The organism is Bacillus sp. FJAT-45350 (assembly GCF_002335805.1).
In the GTDB taxonomy this organism is placed as follows: domain Bacteria; phylum Bacillota; class Bacilli; order Bacillales; family NISU01; genus FJAT-45350.
This window is the reverse complement of sequence record NZ_NISU01000001.1, coordinates 980,649-997,015: the sequence shown is the minus strand read 5'-3', so window position 1 is coordinate 997,015 and position 16,367 is coordinate 980,649. Positions and strand designations below refer to the sequence as shown.

The 16,367-nt window shown below is 36.4% G+C and carries 16 protein-coding genes; 4 read left to right on the top strand and 12 right to left on the bottom strand.

What is annotated here, in order from left to right:
• Positions 1-37: 37 nt before the first annotated feature.
• From deoC to CD003_RS04965, 7 genes are all read right to left on the bottom strand, one after another.
• On the bottom strand, positions 38-706 hold the full coding sequence (gene deoC, locus CD003_RS04995; RefSeq protein ID WP_096199809.1) for a deoxyribose-phosphate aldolase: 669 nt from the start codon (positions 704-706) through the stop codon (positions 38-40).
• A gap of 43 nt (positions 707-749) precedes the next feature.
• Positions 750-2,051 carry a pyrimidine-nucleoside phosphorylase gene (locus CD003_RS04990; protein ID WP_096199808.1) on the bottom strand — a complete coding sequence of 434 codons (1,302 nt, stop codon included), beginning with the start codon at positions 2,049-2,051 and terminating at the stop codon, positions 750-752.
• Between the two features lie 28 nt (positions 2,052-2,079).
• Positions 2,080-3,294 carry a NupC/NupG family nucleoside CNT transporter gene (locus CD003_RS04985; RefSeq protein WP_096199806.1) on the bottom strand — a complete coding sequence of 405 codons (1,215 nt, stop codon included), beginning with the start codon at positions 3,292-3,294 and terminating at the stop codon, positions 2,080-2,082.
• A 322-nt stretch (positions 3,295-3,616) separates the two neighbouring features.
• Positions 3,617-4,555 carry a sugar-binding transcriptional regulator gene (locus CD003_RS04980; RefSeq protein WP_096202255.1) on the bottom strand — a complete coding sequence of 313 codons (939 nt, stop codon included), beginning with the start codon at positions 4,553-4,555 and terminating at the stop codon, positions 3,617-3,619.
• Positions 4,556-4,682: 127 nt separating this feature from the next.
• Positions 4,683-6,356 carry a ribonuclease J gene (locus tag CD003_RS04975; RefSeq protein ID WP_096199804.1) on the bottom strand — a complete coding sequence of 558 codons (1,674 nt, stop codon included), beginning with the start codon at positions 6,354-6,356 and terminating at the stop codon, positions 4,683-4,685.
• Between the two features lie 60 nt (positions 6,357-6,416).
• Positions 6,417-7,412: an LLM class flavin-dependent oxidoreductase gene (locus tag CD003_RS04970; protein WP_096199802.1), complete on the bottom strand. Its 996-nt coding sequence runs from the start codon at positions 7,410-7,412 to the stop codon at positions 6,417-6,419.
• Entirely contained in the window at positions 7,409-7,705 is a 297-nt protein-coding gene (locus tag CD003_RS04965; RefSeq protein ID WP_096199801.1) for a DUF3219 family protein, read from the bottom strand. Before CD003_RS04965 ends, CD003_RS04970 begins: the two co-directional genes overlap by 4 nt.
• Before the next feature lie 160 nt (positions 7,706-7,865).
• Here CD003_RS04965 and CD003_RS04960 point away from each other — a divergent pair, with 160 nt between their 5' ends.
• Positions 7,866-8,108: a YusU family protein gene (locus tag CD003_RS04960; RefSeq protein WP_096199799.1), complete on the top strand. Its 243-nt coding sequence runs from the start codon at positions 7,866-7,868 to the stop codon at positions 8,106-8,108.
• A gap of 258 nt (positions 8,109-8,366) precedes the next feature.
• A complete protein-coding gene (locus CD003_RS04955; protein WP_096199797.1) occupies positions 8,367-8,801 on the top strand; it encodes a hypothetical protein in 435 nt (144 codons plus the stop codon).
• Between the two features lie 308 nt (positions 8,802-9,109).
• Here CD003_RS04955 and CD003_RS04950 read toward each other — a convergent pair whose 3' ends face one another.
• The 3 genes from CD003_RS04950 to CD003_RS04940 all read right to left on the bottom strand — a co-directional run bounded on the left by CD003_RS04950 (position 9,110) and on the right by CD003_RS04940 (position 11,620).
• Positions 9,110-10,108, bottom strand: a complete 999-nt coding sequence (locus CD003_RS04950; protein WP_096199795.1) for a D-cysteine desulfhydrase — start codon at positions 10,106-10,108, stop codon at positions 9,110-9,112.
• Between the two features lie 16 nt (positions 10,109-10,124).
• Entirely contained in the window at positions 10,125-10,418 is a 294-nt protein-coding gene (locus CD003_RS04945; protein WP_096199793.1) for a DUF6407 family protein, read from the bottom strand.
• Positions 10,419-10,687: 269 nt separating this feature from the next.
• Positions 10,688-11,620, bottom strand: a complete 933-nt coding sequence (locus CD003_RS04940; RefSeq protein WP_096199791.1) for a DMT family transporter — start codon at positions 11,618-11,620, stop codon at positions 10,688-10,690.
• A gap of 196 nt (positions 11,621-11,816) precedes the next feature.
• Between CD003_RS04940 and CD003_RS04935 the strand changes: the two genes are divergently transcribed.
• Positions 11,817-12,314, top strand: a complete 498-nt coding sequence (locus tag CD003_RS04935) for an Lrp/AsnC family transcriptional regulator (RefSeq protein ID WP_096199789.1) — start codon at positions 11,817-11,819, stop codon at positions 12,312-12,314.
• Positions 12,315-12,471: 157 nt separating this feature from the next.
• The gene (gene gndA / locus CD003_RS04930) at positions 12,472-13,881 is read left to right on the top strand and encodes an NADP-dependent phosphogluconate dehydrogenase (protein WP_096199787.1); all 1,410 of its coding nucleotides are present in this window, start codon (positions 12,472-12,474) and stop codon (positions 13,879-13,881) included.
• Positions 13,882-14,035: 154 nt separating this feature from the next.
• On the opposite strand, the gene CD003_RS04925 is transcribed toward gndA, so the two are convergent.
• Both CD003_RS04925 and zwf read right to left on the bottom strand, forming a co-directional pair.
• Positions 14,036-14,656, bottom strand: a complete 621-nt coding sequence (locus CD003_RS04925; RefSeq protein ID WP_096199785.1) for a cyclase family protein — start codon at positions 14,654-14,656, stop codon at positions 14,036-14,038.
• 21 nt (positions 14,657-14,677) lie between these two features.
• Positions 14,678-16,189: a glucose-6-phosphate dehydrogenase gene (gene zwf, locus CD003_RS04920; protein WP_096199783.1), complete on the bottom strand. Its 1,512-nt coding sequence runs from the start codon at positions 16,187-16,189 to the stop codon at positions 14,678-14,680.
• Positions 16,190-16,367 lie beyond the last annotated feature (178 nt).

Below are 16,367 nucleotides of genomic sequence, written 5' to 3'. Positions count from 1 at the left end.
TTTACCTTTTAGCACAACCCAAGACTTCCACTACTAATTAATAATCTGAAGTTGAAGTTTGTCCATTTACAATCGCAATTCCTGAGCTAGCTCCAATACGTGTCGCTCCTGCATTAATCATTGCATTTGCATCCTCTAAACTTCTAACTCCCCCTGAAGCTTTTACACCAATTGTCGGTCCTACCGTTTTTCTCATTAGAGCGATATCCTCAACAGTTGCCCCTCCTGATGAAAAACCAGTTGATGTTTTCACAAAATCAGCTCCTGCCTGTACTGCTAGACGGCAAGCTCGTTCTTTTTCTTCATCTGTTAGTAGGCACGTTTCAATAATAACCTTTGTTAATGCTTTCCCTTTTGCTGCTTCAACGACAGCGCGAATATCACGCTCCACTAACTCATCATTTCCATCTTGTAATGCGCCAATATTTATAACCATGTCAACTTCTGTTGCACCTTTTGTAATAGCATCCCGTGTTTCAAATGCTTTAGTTTCTGGTGTACTCGCACCTAACGGAAAACCTATTACTGTACATACATCTACTCCAGAGTCTTTTAAAAGTTCCGCAGCCGTTTCTATCCACGTTGGATTTACACAAACAGAGGCAAACTTATACTCTCTCGCTTCTTTACAAAGAGTCTCAATTTGTTCCTCCGTTGTTTCTGGTTTTAGTGCTGTATGGTCAATCATTTTTGCTAAATTCGTCATGTTTCATTCATCCTTCCTTACATTTTTATAAGAGTTTATCCATTTATAAAATCTCTTGATAAACTAGTGCTGGAGCCTTAACTTCGTGTTCTACTATAGTGTAAGCGTCGGAGATTCGTTTCATTACATCTTCAATAGCATCAGTATTACTATGAATCGTGACAATCGACTCCCCTTCTCCCACAAAATCTCCTACCTTTTTGTTTAAAACAAGACCTACCGCTAAATCAATTACTGATTCCTTTGTTGCGCGGCCTGCACCTAGTATCATTGCTGCTGTTCCAATTTTGTCAGCAATGATGCTAGAAACATATCCTGATTTTTCTGCCTTTACTTCAAATGTAAAGCGTGCTGTCGGAAGCTTTGAGGGGTTATCAATAACGGATGGATCTCCACCTTGCGAAGCAAGGAATATTTTAAACGTTTCAAGTGCCTTCCCGTTTTCCATTACGTCAAGAAGCATTTGTCTGGCTTCTTCTTTCGTTTTTGCCTTTTTGGCAAGCACAACCATATGACTACCTAATGTTAGACATAACTCTTGAAGGTCCTCTGGTCCATTACCAACAAGGGTATCAATCGCTTCTTTTATTTCTAGCGCATTCCCTACCGCATAGCCTAAAGGTTGGCTCATATCTGAAATAACTGCCATCGTATTTCTTCCAACACCATTTCCGATTTCAACCATTGCTTTAGCAAGCTCTACTGCATCATCAAGCTCCTTCATAAAGGCGCCATTTCCTGTTTTAACATCTAGTACAATCGCATCTGCTCCAGAGGCAATTTTTTTACTCATAATCGAACTAGCGATAAGTGGTATCGAATTTACTGTCGCTGTTACATCACGTAAACTATATAACTTTTTATCTGCTGGAGTTAAGTTTCCACTCTGCCCAATCACCGCAACTTTATTTTGATTTACTAGCTTCATAAATTTTTCGTTACTTATTTCCACATGAAAGCCTGGTACAGCTTCTAGTTTATCAATCGTTCCACCTGTATGACCTAGACCTCTACCTGACATTTTCGCTACTGGTACTCCTACAGCTGCTACTAAGGGAGCTAGGACTAGTGTTGTTGTATCACCAACCCCACCTGTACTATGCTTATCTACCTTAATTCCTTCTATCGTAGATAAATCAATTTGGTCTCCGGAACTAACCATTGCCTCTGTTAAATACACACGTTCTTGCTGAGTCATTCCTTGAAAGAAAATCGCCATTGCCAAACTAGACATTTGATAGTCAGGTATTTGATCATTTGTATAACCTTCAATAACAAAATCAATTTCTTCCTTACTTAAAGCATGTCCATCTCGCTTCTTTTCAATGACATCTACCATTCTCATGCGTGCCATCTCCTAACAATTTAATTTTTTAGAATAACATCCCTGCAATAGATGCACTTAATAACGATGCTAGTACACCCGCTACAACTGCTTTCATACCAAGTTTTGCAATGTCTGTTCGACGATTAGGCGCAAGTTTTCCTAAACCACCTAGTAAAATACCAATGGAAGAAACGTTAGCAAAACCACATAATGCAAAACTAATGACTACAACTGCTTTTGGAGAAAGCTCTGCAATTTGTGGTGCAAATGAAGCATACGCAACAAATTCATTTAAGATAATTTTTTGTCCAATGAAACCACCTGCTTGTACCGCTTCAGCCCACGGAACACCGATTGCAAAGGCAAGTGGTGCAAATAACACTCCAAGAATCATCTCAAGAGTAATTCCTTCAAATCCAAACACTCCACCAGCTGCTCCTAAAATTCCATTAATTAAAGCAATTAATGCGATAAAAGCAAGTAACATTGCACCAATATTAAGAGCTAATGTTAGTCCTGTACTAGCACCACGAGCAGCGGCATCAATTACATTAGCTGATTCTGTGTCCTTCTGTATTTCAAGTTCATCTGAAGTTTGTGAAACTTCTGTTTCAGGAAGCATAATTTTCGCAATGATTAAACCTGCAGGGGCAGCCATAAAGCTTGCTGCTAACAAATATTCTAACGGGACACCGAGTAGTGAGTATCCAATTAATACTGAACCTGCTACAGATGCTAACCCACCAGTCATAACCGCAAAAAGCTCTGATTTCGTCATCTTTGGTAAATATGGTTTTACTACTAATGGTGCTTCTGTTTGTCCAACAAAAATATTTGCCGCAGCAGATAATGACTCTGCTTTACTCGTCCCTAATAACTTCGAAAGTGCTCCACCTAATATTTTAATAATAATTTGCATTATTCCAAGATAGTATAGGACAGATATTAATGCCGAGAAAAAGATAACAACAGGCAATACTTGAAATGCAAATATAAAACCAATATTATCTGCAACAAATAATCCACCAAATAAGAATTCAATTCCCTCGTTCGCATAGTTAACAATTTCATTAACTCCTAGTGCTAGTTTCTGCAACATTTCTTTACCAAAATTCCACTTCAAGACAATGAATGCAAACGTTAATTGTATAGCTAATCCACCAAGAATTGTTCTAGGTTTAATTGCTTTACGATTACTCGAGAAAAGATAGGCAATAAATAAGACTGTAAAAACCCCAAACAAACCCCATATAATATTCATGCTGTTCACCCCAGTTAGTTAGTAGTTTTATGAAGTTTAATAACACTAGCTTTGTAATTTAATAGATGATCATGATCAATATACTCATAATATAACAGATTAAAAGAACAAATGTAAACGCTTCAATGAACATTTGTAAAATATATTAGGTAACCTGTAACAATTCCGTCAAACAAGTATTTATTTTAACTATTTTAATGTTTTCGACTTATCAATTGTTCAGCTGTAATTAAGAATCAGAGAAAAATTCAACATAAAAAGCCTACTATAGTTTTTTTCCATAGTAAGCTATGAGTAAGGAAGACGAAGCCCTCTTATCCACTTATTTGTCTAGTAGGAACTTGGCTGTATGTTGATCTGTTACTAGCACATTTGCATAATTTCCCTTTAGTGCACCATATATCCCTTCAATTTTAGTCGGGCCTCCAGCTACTAAGATTGATTTGTCTTTCTTTTTTAACTCTTCAAGCTCTATCCCTAATGTTCGAGAATTTAACTGTTCATTACAAACCTGTCCATTATGATCAAAAAAGCGAGAGCAAATATCTCCTACTGCTTTTGATTTAAGGTCTTGTATTTCATCATCAGTAAAGTATCCAAGCTTAAATAGTAGTGATTCTGATTTTATAGGGCCAATTGTAAATAATGCTATATTAGATTGTTTACCAAGCTCTAGTATTTTCTTTATATGACGATCTGCTTCCATCGCCTGTTTCACTACAACATGGTCAACAATCGCAGGTAAAGGCAAATGGTGAGTAGCTGCGTTAAATGCTTGTCCAAATAAATAAAGTATTTCATTCATATGTGTATTCGTTTCAGAGTGACTTACTCCACCCTTTAATTGAACCACTTTTACATCTTTTACTTCTTTTTCATGCAATTCAACTGCTGTGTGATATAGGCTTGTCCCCCAAGTAACGCCAATAATATCACCATCTTTTAATATTTCATTTAGATACTTCGCCGTTGCCTCTCCTATGAACGTTTTTATCACATGATCTTCATAATGCGGAATATGAGTTACAATTGCTTTTTCTAAATTGAACTTTTGTTCAAGTTCAAAAGATAGATTGTCTACATCTTCCGTTGGGTCAATGATTTTAATTTCGACGATTCCTTCCTCTTTTGCTTGCTGAAGAAGTCTTGAGACGGTAGGACGAGATACGCCTAGTTCCTTTGCAATCTCACTTTGGGTATAATCAAGTAAGTAGTAAAGCTTTGCTGCTTCTATAACTTTTAATAATTTCTCTTTATCCATGTCATCACCCATTAAATTGAAATTATGTTCTATTGTATCAAACATATGTAACAATAGCATCTAACCAGAGAAAACAAAACAGTCACACTCTCGTTAAAGAGAATGCGACTGCTTGGATAAAGTTTTCCTAAATCTCAATGATTATCGGGAGAATCATCGGCTTTTTCTTTGTATGCTTAAAGATATATTGTCCAACAGCTCGTTTAATTTGCTTTTTTATCATATGCCATTCTTTTTTGTTTTCTTCTTCAAGGTTATTGACAGTACTCTTAATAAGGTTATTTACATTTTTTAATAATTCCTCAGAGTCTTTAACATAGACAAAGCCTCGGGAAATTGTGTCTGGGTCTGATACAAGCTTCATGTCTCGTTTACCCATTGTTAAGACAGTTACTAGCATACCATCTTCTGATAACTGCTTACGGTCTCGTAGGACAATGTCTCCAACATCATCCGCACCAATACCATCAACGTACGTATTCCCTGTTGGTATTTTACGAGTCTGTCGCGCTTCACCGTTAGCAATATCGACAACATCTCCATTTTTCATAATAAAGGTGTTCCCTTCCTCAACTCCAACAGATTCTGCTAACATGCGGTGGTGATGGAGCATTCTGTACTCGCCATGAATCGGGACAAAATATTTTGGCTTCATTAATGTCAGCATCAGCTTTAAATCTTCTTGATAACCATGACCTGATACATGCATACCTGATGAACTACCAGAACCATAAATGACATTAGCGCCAATCGTAAATAGGTTGTCCACAATTTTCGTTACATTCTTTTCATTACCAGGTATCGGTCCTGCTGCAAGTATTACTGTATCGCCTCGAACAATTTCGACTCCTCGGAAGTTACCCGTTGATAGGCGAGATAACGCTGCCATTGGTTCACCTTGACTACCTGTACATAACACAGCAACCTTTTCCGGTGCCATTTCATTAATTTGGTCTTGTTCAATTAACATATCTTCCGGCACTGATAAGTATCCTCTTTCGATCGCAACTGAAACGACATTGACCATACTTCGGCCAAGTAGTGCAAGCTTTCGATTCGTTTTTATAGCTGCATCTACAACTTGTTGAACACGACTAATATTCGATGCGAACGTAGATAGAATTACTTTTCCATCAGCTTTCATAAAAGCATCTAATACATGTTCACCGACAATTTGTTCAGTTGGTGTAGATCCTGGACGTTCTGCGTTTGTACTTTCAGATAATAAAAGTAAGACACCTTCTTTACCGATTTCAGCCATTTTATGAATATCTGAATGTTCATTTTGAGCAGGTGTCAAATCAAACTTGAAGTCACCAGTATGTACAACTTTTCCTTCAGGTGTATTAAAAACGATCCCTAAGCAATCAGGAATACTATGAGTCACTTTGAAAAAGTCTAAACTGATTTGGTCAAGCTTTACATTTGAATTTGAATTAATTTCATTCAATTCAGTTTCTCTCAAGATTTTATGTTCTTTTAATTTTAATTCGATTAACCCTAATGTAAATCGAGTCGCATAAACAGGCACATTAATTTTTTTCAGTAGAAATGGTATCCCACCAATATGATCTTCATGCCCATGTGTAACGATTAATGCTTTAACTTTCTCTTTGTTCTCTACTAAATAGCTAACATCTGGGATAATCAAATCAATTCCTAAAAGAGTTTCATCTGGAAACTTATTACCACAATCAATTAAAACAATCTCATCTTCATATTGAATTGCATACATGTTCTTACCGACTTCATTTAAGCCACCTAATGCGAAAACGGATAATTTGTTCTCTGCTTTACTCACTTTAAGTCCCTCCAGACATACATATAATGTTCTTAATATGTCCGAATTAGATTATTATTATCAGAGTATCTCCTCTGCTATTAATTTATATGATTGAACACGGTCTTTAGTTGAGTAAGTGTTTGTGACTATCATAATTTCATCCGTATGATACTGGCTTTGAATGTCTATAAGCCTCTCCTTTACTCCCCTTGGCGTGCCAATAATCATCTGTTGTTTCCTTTTTTCAACGACTTCTTTTTCTTTAGGCGTTAGCTTATATTGCATTGCTTCTTCAGTCGAAGGAATCAACCCGTTACCTTCATTTTTTTCCCTTTGAATCCCCCAGATGATTGAAGTTAGTGCCATTACCTCTGCTTTTTCAGTCGTTTCCGCACAGAAGGCTGATACTGTAACGATAACTTCAGGACGGTCACTAGTTCTTCTTGGTTGAAAACGCTCTAGGTAAGTTTGAATGATTTCTGCACCATTTTTATCACTCATAAATTGTCCAAATGTATAAGGTAAACCGTTTTCCGCAGCTAATAATGCACTTTTTTCACTCGTCCCGAGAAGCCACGCAATAGGAGGGTTTTCAGGTATTGGTGAAGCTGAAACCTTCTCGTACTCATGCCCTTCTGGAAAATTGTCATTTAAAAAATGAATAAGCTCCTTCACCAAGTTTGGCATATCCCATGTTTGTTTTAAAAAGTTTGTAGATAACGCATTCGTTGCTTCAGCTGAACCACCTGGCGCTCTGCCAATTCCAAGGTCAATTCGATCGGGAAACAATGTGGCTAGTGTATTAAAAGCTTCAGCTACTTTATACGGTCGATAATGAGGTAACAACACTGCTCCAGAGCCAATACGAATCCGATTTGTATGGGCCCCAATATACCCTAAAACTACCTCAGGTGTAGGACACGCAAGCCCTGGAAGATCGTGATGTTCTGCTATCCAATAACGAGTATATCCATACTCTTCTCCTGTTTGCGCTAGCTTCATTGATTCAATTAGAGCATCTTGTGGAGTTTGATTTGCTGAAATCGGAGACTGGTCTAATATACTTAATTTCATAAGTCTGCCTGCTCTTTTTCTTCAAGCAAGCTTACTGTAAATGTGCCTACTTGACCTTCTTCATATAAATTTGTCACCGAAGTAAAATACTGTTGAATCGACCCTCGAAAGGATAGTTCTTTTTCTGGGACGTTTACATCAAACATACCCTGATAGAGCAATGTCGTAATTTCATGGTATTCCTCACTCGTCACTTTAAATTCAACGTCTATTTTATGTAATCCCTGTACCTTTTCCTCTGTATAGCTATCTATGTTAATCGCTCTGTCATTTAAACTAATTTCTTTTACCAAAAGGAACAGCTCCTTCAAGATTATTATGTTTATGATGATAGCATGCACAACAAACGGTGAGCAATCAGCCTGCCTTCATTCATGTAAAGCCTTCTAGTACGAAATCGAGTGGAAATTATGTTATACTGCTATATACATTATTGACGTAGGAGGGTTCATTTTGGACGATAAATTACAGGAACAACTAGATGGATTGCTAGAAAAATACACAGAGTTATTATTAGGGGAAGCATCACCAGACGTAACAGAAAAGGTTAAGGCATGGGCGTTATATACACATATTTCGAAAAGCATGCCTGCCCTAGCAAAGCATTGGAACGAGGAGTATCCAGATGCGAAAGAAAAGATGAAAGAGCTTGTAACTGAAATTCAGCAACTAAACAAAAAACATCGAGGTCAATAGTATAACCGTAATACTTCAAATAGTAGATAAATTATTAAAATGAGTAACTCTCAGGCTTGTCTAAATCAATCTGCTCCTAATAGGGAACTAAATCGCATAATGATTTAGTTCCCTATTTTGTTGTACTATCCATGTTTTATTACTTCATCATCTATACATCTACATATACAAGGCAAAGCAATCATTTTCATAACAAAGTTAGTAATCTTGAATATACTAGTACAGAATAAAAAATTACTATAAAGGAGAGAAAATGGTATGAACAAAGATAAAACCCTTCAAGAAATAATTAACCTTCTTAGGTTACAGTCTGATACTGATGTGCGATGCTTACTTGATACATTACTAGAAGATGTAAGAAAAGATATTCTAGTAAATCCAGTGCTAGATAAACAACTTGATTTAGAATCATTATTGAAGCACAAAAAGGCGCATACCTTGCCACAATTACACGATTTAGATACTTTTAGAAAGATTCGTAAACAATTAGAAGAGAGAATCGAGGCGCTACTAGAAAGAATAAAATGTTTATTAGAAGAACTTCGAAAACAACGTAAATTAGGAAAAGATTTGGTAAAGCACGTGCCACTTCAAAGAAAACGACTTCTAAAATTGTTACTATCTCTAATTAATCTTATTAACCTTAAAAACCTCCTCGAAAATTTGGAATCCATTAGTGATAAAAGAAAATAACGAACTATACTACAGGAATACCATTAAGTTGAATAACCACCCAATTTAGTTTCTTTCAAAAAATACACTAAACCAAGCAGATAACATCCAGAATAGGAACCGTTTTCACTAACGAAACAGCTACAGCAAAATGAACAACAACACTGCCTAGCCATTGTTCAATGAATAAGCCAATCTTACCTTTGTATAAAAAGGATAGGCAAAGCATGTTTCATTATTGCTCACCTATCCTTCTTTTTACTTTGGCAAAACTAATGGCTTATACATTTACGTTATCTTTGCTGACCTGAACTACACTATTTTATTTCTCATAATAAAAAAACAGGTGCATATGCATAAACAGCAGGTGTCCCACCAGAGTGGATAAATAAAATATTGTCACTTGGCTTAAAATGCCCCCTGCGAATCAAATCAACCAACCCAGCCATTGCCTTCCCAGTATATACAGGATCGAGCAATACTGCCTCTGTACTTGCTGCTAGCTTCACAGCCTCTACCATTTCATTTGTCGGCAAGGCGTATCCAGGTCCTACATAATCATCAAAGCAAGAAACCGCCTCTCTATGGACTGTCTTGTTTAACCCTAGATGCTCTGCGGTTTCTTTTACTAGCTGATAGACCTTTTCTTCCTGTTCCTCTTTCCCTCTACTTACATTGATACCAATAACTTCTTGATTACTATCTAATCCATTAAAACCAGTGACTAATCCACCGTGCATTCCCCCACTACCACTTACACATACAACATAATCAAAGTGGATACCGAGTTCTTTTGCTTGTTGTTCAATTTCTTCCGCACACGCAGCATAGCCAGTAGCACCAATCACATTTGAACCGCCAACGGGAATTACATAAGGGTTACGACCAGACTCCCTTACTTCGTCTGCTATCTTCTCCATCTCTCTGTACACATCAGTGCCATTTGGGACAATTTTTATTGACTCAGTTCCTAGTAATTGAAAAAGAAGGACATTTCCATTCGTGTCTGTATGATATTGATTTACTTCGTTTTCCTCTAGTACAAGAATGCATTTCAGGTTTTCTTTTACACAAGCTGCTAATGTTAAACGACAATGATTTGATTGTATTCCACCTGCTGTGATGATTGTATTAGCCCCTTTTTCTTGGGCATCCGCAATAAGGAACTCTAGCTTCCTAGTCTTATTTCCACCTTCCGTTAGACCAAGTAAATCATCACGCTTTATATATACGTTTGGTCCCTTCAACGAATTTGATAGCCGTGTTGCTTTCTCGATTGGTGTAGGTGAATATGTATAAATATTTCTTGGAAATCTTGTAATATTCAACGTAAGTCCCCCTAAGTTAATGACTTCTTACTACTCGGCTTTCATACACCGACTCTAGATTTATTTGTTCTACATTACCACTAACAGCTAATTCCACTATTTTTAAAAGCATATTCTCTTCAGCCATCGAGGTAATATATAATACTTCTACTCGTCCTGCCTCTGTTTCTTCTACATTAGACTTTAAATCGTAATAATGAATTGCGTTACGGATGCTTTCTCTTATACAATTCAAATCATTCGAATCAAAATCCTTCATATTATCTATCGTATCTTCAACAAATTCCGTAAATGATTTTCTTGCTTTCATATATAACCAACCTCTAATAGAATTTTCTTATTTCAAAAAGCCCTTAGGAAATCGAGAGCACTAAAAATGTCATTATTGACGATTCAAGAAGTGATAATGGCTTCGCACGTTGCGCGCTTACTACGAAAAACTCACTCGTAGCAAGCTTTAAAAAGAGGAAACGGCATCGCACAATACTTTAAGCCCAATGAAATAGTAAAAACCACACTTTTTCATTGGGCCTAATAATAACTATAGTATAAATCCTGCTGTAATCAAAGTAATCGAAACTAGCTCACTCGTTCTACTTTAGCTTGTATACTTGCTGGAACAGGCTTTCGAGTAAGGAAGCTCTTATCCTTAAAGTACGTAAACAAGAAACATCCAATAATGACGATAATACTTCCAATCACTTGAATGATTGTCATTCTCTCGCCTAAAAGAAGAAAGGCTAAAATAACTGTAAAGACTGGATTGAAATTTAAGAAGAGTCCAGCCGTTGTTGCGCCTAATTTTTTCACACCAAGATTCCAAAGCACAATACAAACGACCGTTGAAATGACCCCAGTGTAAAGGATTGAATAAATGAAGGTAGTATTTATATTTGATACAGTAAAACTTGATATATTAAAAGGAAGTAGTACCATCAAACCAAAGATTCCAGAATAAAGTGTCGCCATCATTGGTGATGTGTACGTCATTGCCCACTTACTTAATACAGCGTAAATTCCCCAAATACAAACAGCACCGATCATAAATAAATCCCCTATATTGAACTGAAGCGAAAATAAAATTGCACTATTTCCTTTTGTCAGGACGAGAAGCACCCCAAAAAGGGAGATAAACATAGCTGCTACTTGTAATATAGTAAGTTTCTCCTTAAGAAAAAGAACTGAGAAAAAAGCAATTGAAAGTGCTATTAATGTCGAGATTAATCCAACATTCGTTGCTGATGTGTGCTCTAGAGCGATAAATTGTAAGACATTAAAAAGAACAACCCCAGTAATCCCCATGAAAAACAACGGAATAATTGACTTTCGTGAAGGTAAGATCTTCTTCTCAGTCCACCACACTATCGGAAATAAACAAACAACTGCAATCAACCAACGTAAACTAGTTAATGTCATTGGAGAGGCATGTTCAACGAGCCATTTTCCGACAATGAAATTTCCTGCCCATAATAAACTCGTTAATAGTAATAATCCAAAATAGAAATAACGCAACGAAAGCCCTCCTCTCACAATTAATCGATATGTATATTAATAACCTTAACATTTATTGCTGTTTTTCAATATAATATTTTGTATAATGGATTAAACTCAAAATACTTTAAAGTAAATAACTAAAATACAGAAGATTATTTTGTTTCAAGGAGCAAACGTAACTCTATTTGAAATAATTTAAAGGGGTGTTTATGGTATGGAATCAATCGTAAGGAAGGTTCTCGACAAAGTTGACCTACAAATTTTAGATATATTACAAAAACAAGCACAATTAAGTAATGCCGAAATAGCAAGGCGTGTAAACCTCTCTTCACCTGCTGTTCATTCAAGAATTAAACGGCTTGAAAGTGAAGGTTATATTCATCGCCAGGTCACTATTTTAAATCCTGAAAAACTTGGCTTTGATTTACTTTGTTTTATTTTTATTAGTACAAATATCCATGAAGCTGAGAAGTTAAATGTGATAGAAAGTGCACTCGAAGCAATGCCTGAGGTATTAGAATGTCATTGTTTAACAGGGGAATATGACTATCTCTTAAAGGTCGCAAATAAGGATCGAAAGGATTTACAATCATTTATCATTAAGCTAAACAAACTAGGTATAACGAAAATCCAAACAAGCTTAGGATTAAGAGAAATAAAATACTCTACTGTATTACCTATAATAGAAGACGGGGAACAAAGCAGTGAATGATAATATAGTACAGAACTATTTAACATTTTTCTGAAATTGTATTTGGTTAATTACCTAACAGTTGTGTAAAATAAATAGTATCGCTATATTTATGACTTTTAGTAGCTTTTTCATATATAATAGCAAGGTATTTTAAATGAAGGGAAGTTGAACAACTATGCGTGAACAACAAATTGGTGTTGTCGGTGTTGGAGTAATGGGAAAAAGCCTCGCACTAAATTTTGAAAGTAAAGGATTTTCTGTTGCGATTTATGATATTACGAAGAAAACGATAGATGATATCTTGGCTGAACATAGTGACAAAAACCTTGTAGGAACTGCAGATATTCAAGAATTTATTCAATCATTAGAAAAACCACGTAAAATTTTATTAATGGTGAATGCAGGAGAAATTACTGATAAAGCAATAGAATCGTTATTACCATACTTAGAACAAGGGGATATCCTCATTGATGGAGGAAATACATACTTTGAAGATACAATTAGACGAAATCAGTATTTAGCTGAAAAAGGTATTAACTTTATTGGTGCTGGTGTTTCAGGTGGTGAAGAAGGAGCATTAAAAGGACCTTCTATTATGCCAGGTGGACAAAAGGAAGCATACGAAAAAGTTCAAGAAATGCTTGAACAAATCTCTGCTAAAGTAAATGGTGAGCCATGTTGTTCCTACATCGGTACAGATGGAGCAGGACATTATGTAAAGATGGTTCATAACGGCATCGAGTATGGTGATATGCAATTAATTTGCGAAGCCTACTTTTTAATGAAAAACACGTTAGATTTAAGTGCTGAAGAGCTTCACGAAATTTTCTCAGACTGGAATAAGGGTGAGCTAGATAGCTACTTAATAGAAATTACCGCTGATATCTTTAAGAAAATGGATCCTGAAACAGGTAAGCCTTTAGTGGATGTCATTTTAGATACAGCTGGTCAAAAAGGAACAGGAAAATGGACAAGCGTAAGTGCTCTTGATTTAGGTATTGCACTTCCAATTATCACAGAGTCTGTCTTCGCTCGTTGCCTATCAGCAATAAAAGAAGAGCGTGTCCATGCTAGTACAATTCTAAAAGGTCCTGAGCAAAAGCCATCATTAGCTATGGAGAAAAAAGAGTTAATTGAAGCGATTAGAAAAGCATTGTACATGAGTAAAATCTGTTCATATGCACAAGGTCTTTCACAGCTTAAAGCAGCTTCAGAAGAGTACAACTGGAACCTAGACATCGGAAGTATTGCTATGCTTTGGAGGGGTGGATGTATTATCCGTGCAGGCTTCTTACAAAATATTAAAGATGCATATGACGCGGACCCGAACCTACCTAACTTATTATTAGACAAGCACTTCCAAGAAATCGTTCAATCATACCAAGGTGCTTTACGTGATGTAATCTCTGTCGCTGTACAGCATGGTGTACCAGTACCCGCATTCTCAGCTGCTCTTTCATACTATGATAGCTACCGTACAGCTACACTCCCAGCAAACCTACTACAAGCACAACGAGATTACTTCGGTGCACACACGTACAAACGAATTGACAAAGAAGGCACATTCCATACAAACTGGATATAAAAAAAGATCGAGTGAGAAAATACACCTCACTCGATCTTTTTTTAAGCAATGAGCCAAGTCACTGCATTAACAGAAACAAGCCCTCTCAATGCTTTTCCATTCGCAATTCGCAATTCGAAATTATAAACTCATAACTCATAATTTATAATTAAAATTAAACTCCCATGCCCTCAAAAAGTAAAACTCTTGCCGGCGAAGCATCTGTCCCAGATAACTTCAGCGGAGCTGCTACCATAAAGTAACTCCCCTGCTCCACTTCTTTTAAATCCAATCCTTCAATAATGATGATGCGGTTACCGAATAATGTCTTATGTGTTGGATGTCCTTCTTGACTACGCTCTACCCCTAGAGAATCGATCCCTACACCACGAATTCCTTTTTCAGCTACGTATTTTGCACCACACTCTGCTAAGTAAATAAAATCAAAGTTGAATTCTTTGTCATACGAATTTTTTGTCTTAAACAGAATGAAATCATTTTCTTCAATATCTAAACCTTCAAGGTGTTCCTTTTTTATGCCACCATCTAGTTCGGTAAAATCAAATACTTTACAAGGTCCTACTAGCTTGTCCATCTCAATTGTTTCAAATGTTTCTCCATCATTCACCATATGTAACGGTGCATCTATATGTGTTCCTGTGTGAACATCGAGAGACAATCTCGATTCCGTCACATAGCCATTCGTTTTTGTTTCTAGTTTTGGTTGCTTTTCTGGCTTATTCTTATATACTGGCATTCCATCATAAATTGGTACTGTAATATCATACATTTTCATTGGTCATACCCCTTCCAAAGTTTATTTAACTGAATAATCACTGTCATCTAAAATTGGCCACCAACGGAAACTATCTTTTGATAGTAGTCCATCTGAAGATTTTGGTCCCATTGAACCTGACTCATAATTCGGAAAATCTGTATGTGTTGTTTTAGACCATGCATTAGAAATTGTATCAACAAATTTCCATGACAGCGCCACTTCATCCCAATGGGTAAAGTTCGTTGCATCTCCTAAAATACAATCATTTAGAAGTTTTTCATATGCTTCTGGAGTATTTAAAGCATCATCACAACTACTGCAATAGTCTAACTTGACAGGCGTAGTTTCTCCAGACAGCGTTCGTTTCTTTCCATTTAAAACAATCGAAATCCCTTCATCTGGCTGAATATGGATAATTAGTAGGTTAGGATGCATTTCATCTGCTGATTTATAGTACAAGTTCATTGGTAACTCTTTAAATTGAATAACAATTTTTGTCGATTTTTCCGTCATTCGTTTCCCTGTGCGAATGTAAAAAGGAACTCCAGCCCAACGGAAGTTATCAATAAACAGCTTGCCAGCTACAAATGTTTCCGTTTGGGAGTTAGGGTCAACATTACTTTCTTCACGATAGCCATTGACTTCCTTCTCATTTACAATTCCAGGTCCATACTGACCTCGAACAAAATATGTATCAACGTCTTCTTCATTCATCTGTCTTAATGCTCGTAATGCTCTAATTTTTTCACTACGCACCTCTTCTGTTGTTAAGCGAATCGGTGGTTCCATTGCAAGTAGCGCAACCATTTGTAGCATATGATTCTGAACCATATCTCTAAGTGCACCAGAACCTTCATAATAGCCACCTCTATCCTCTACACCAAGTGATTCACTAGACGTAATTTGAATATTTGAGATGTAGTGATTGTTCCATAATGGTTCAAAAATTGCATTAGCAAAACGGATTACTTCAATATTCTGAACCATCTCTTTCCCAAGATAATGATCGATACGATAAATTTCGTTTTCTTCAAAAGCCTCACGTAAATCATCGTTTAATTTCTTAGCTGATTCGAAGTCATGTCCAAATGGTTTTTCGATAATTAATCTATTCCATCCATCGGTATTTGTCACACCCTCAGACTTTAAATACGAAGCAATCGTTCCGAAAAATTGTGGAGCCATCGCCATGTAAAAAATTCGGTTTCCTGGAATGCTAAATTCTTTATCTAAATCATTAATTAATCCATGTAAATTTTGATAAGATCCTTCATTAGTCACATCAAAAGATAAGTAACGGAAATGTTCTACAAAAGCCTGTACATCTTCACTAGCTTCTATTTTAGACTCGTGTATCGATGTTACAACATTTTCTCTAAATGTTTCATCCGACCAATCACGTCGCGCTGCCCCAATAACAGCAAAGTTATCAGACAACTGTCCTTTCTTATATAAGTTATAAATGGACGGAAAAAGCTTTCTTTTCGCAAGATCTCCTGTGGCACCAAAAATGACGATGACACATTTGTTGTTAGTTTCTGCTGTACTCACGATTAAATCCTCACTTCTATTATTATTTTACTATTAGAATGCCCAAACTCTATTGTAAGTAGTTTTCTTTCAATACGAAAATCTTCAAACTCCTCAAAAAAACGACTACCCTAGATAGCCGTAAGTCAATCATTCACTTTGATTTTAATACGAATTATCAATAATTGCCCTCAAATAC

Excerpts from the sequence above, each read along its gene's own strand:
- CD003_RS04990 (WP_096199808.1), bottom strand. The coding sequence starts at position 2,051 with ATGAGAATGGTAGATGTCATTGAAAAGAAGCGAGATGGACATGCTTTA.
- CD003_RS04925 (WP_096199785.1), bottom strand. The coding sequence starts at position 14,656 with ATGAAAATGTATGATATTACAGTACCAATTTATGATGGAATGCCAGTA.
- deoC (WP_096199809.1), bottom strand. The coding sequence starts at position 706 with ATGACGAATTTAGCAAAAATGATTGACCATACAGCACTAAAACCAGAA.
- CD003_RS04955 (WP_096199797.1), top strand. The coding sequence starts at position 8,367 with ATGAACAAAGATAAAACCCTTCAAGAAATAATTAACCTTCTTAGGTTA.
- CD003_RS04935 (WP_096199789.1), top strand. The coding sequence starts at position 11,817 with ATGGAATCAATCGTAAGGAAGGTTCTCGACAAAGTTGACCTACAAATT.
- CD003_RS04985 (WP_096199806.1), bottom strand. The coding sequence starts at position 3,294 with ATGAATATTATATGGGGTTTGTTTGGGGTTTTTACAGTCTTATTTATT.
- gndA (WP_096199787.1), top strand. The coding sequence starts at position 12,472 with ATGCGTGAACAACAAATTGGTGTTGTCGGTGTTGGAGTAATGGGAAAA.
- CD003_RS04980 (WP_096202255.1), bottom strand. The coding sequence starts at position 4,555 with ATGGATAAAGAGAAATTATTAAAAGTTATAGAAGCAGCAAAGCTTTAC.
- CD003_RS04970 (WP_096199802.1), bottom strand. The coding sequence starts at position 7,412 with ATGAAATTAAGTATATTAGACCAGTCTCCGATTTCAGCAAATCAAACT.
- CD003_RS04945 (WP_096199793.1), bottom strand. The coding sequence starts at position 10,418 with ATGAAAGCAAGAAAATCATTTACGGAATTTGTTGAAGATACGATAGAT.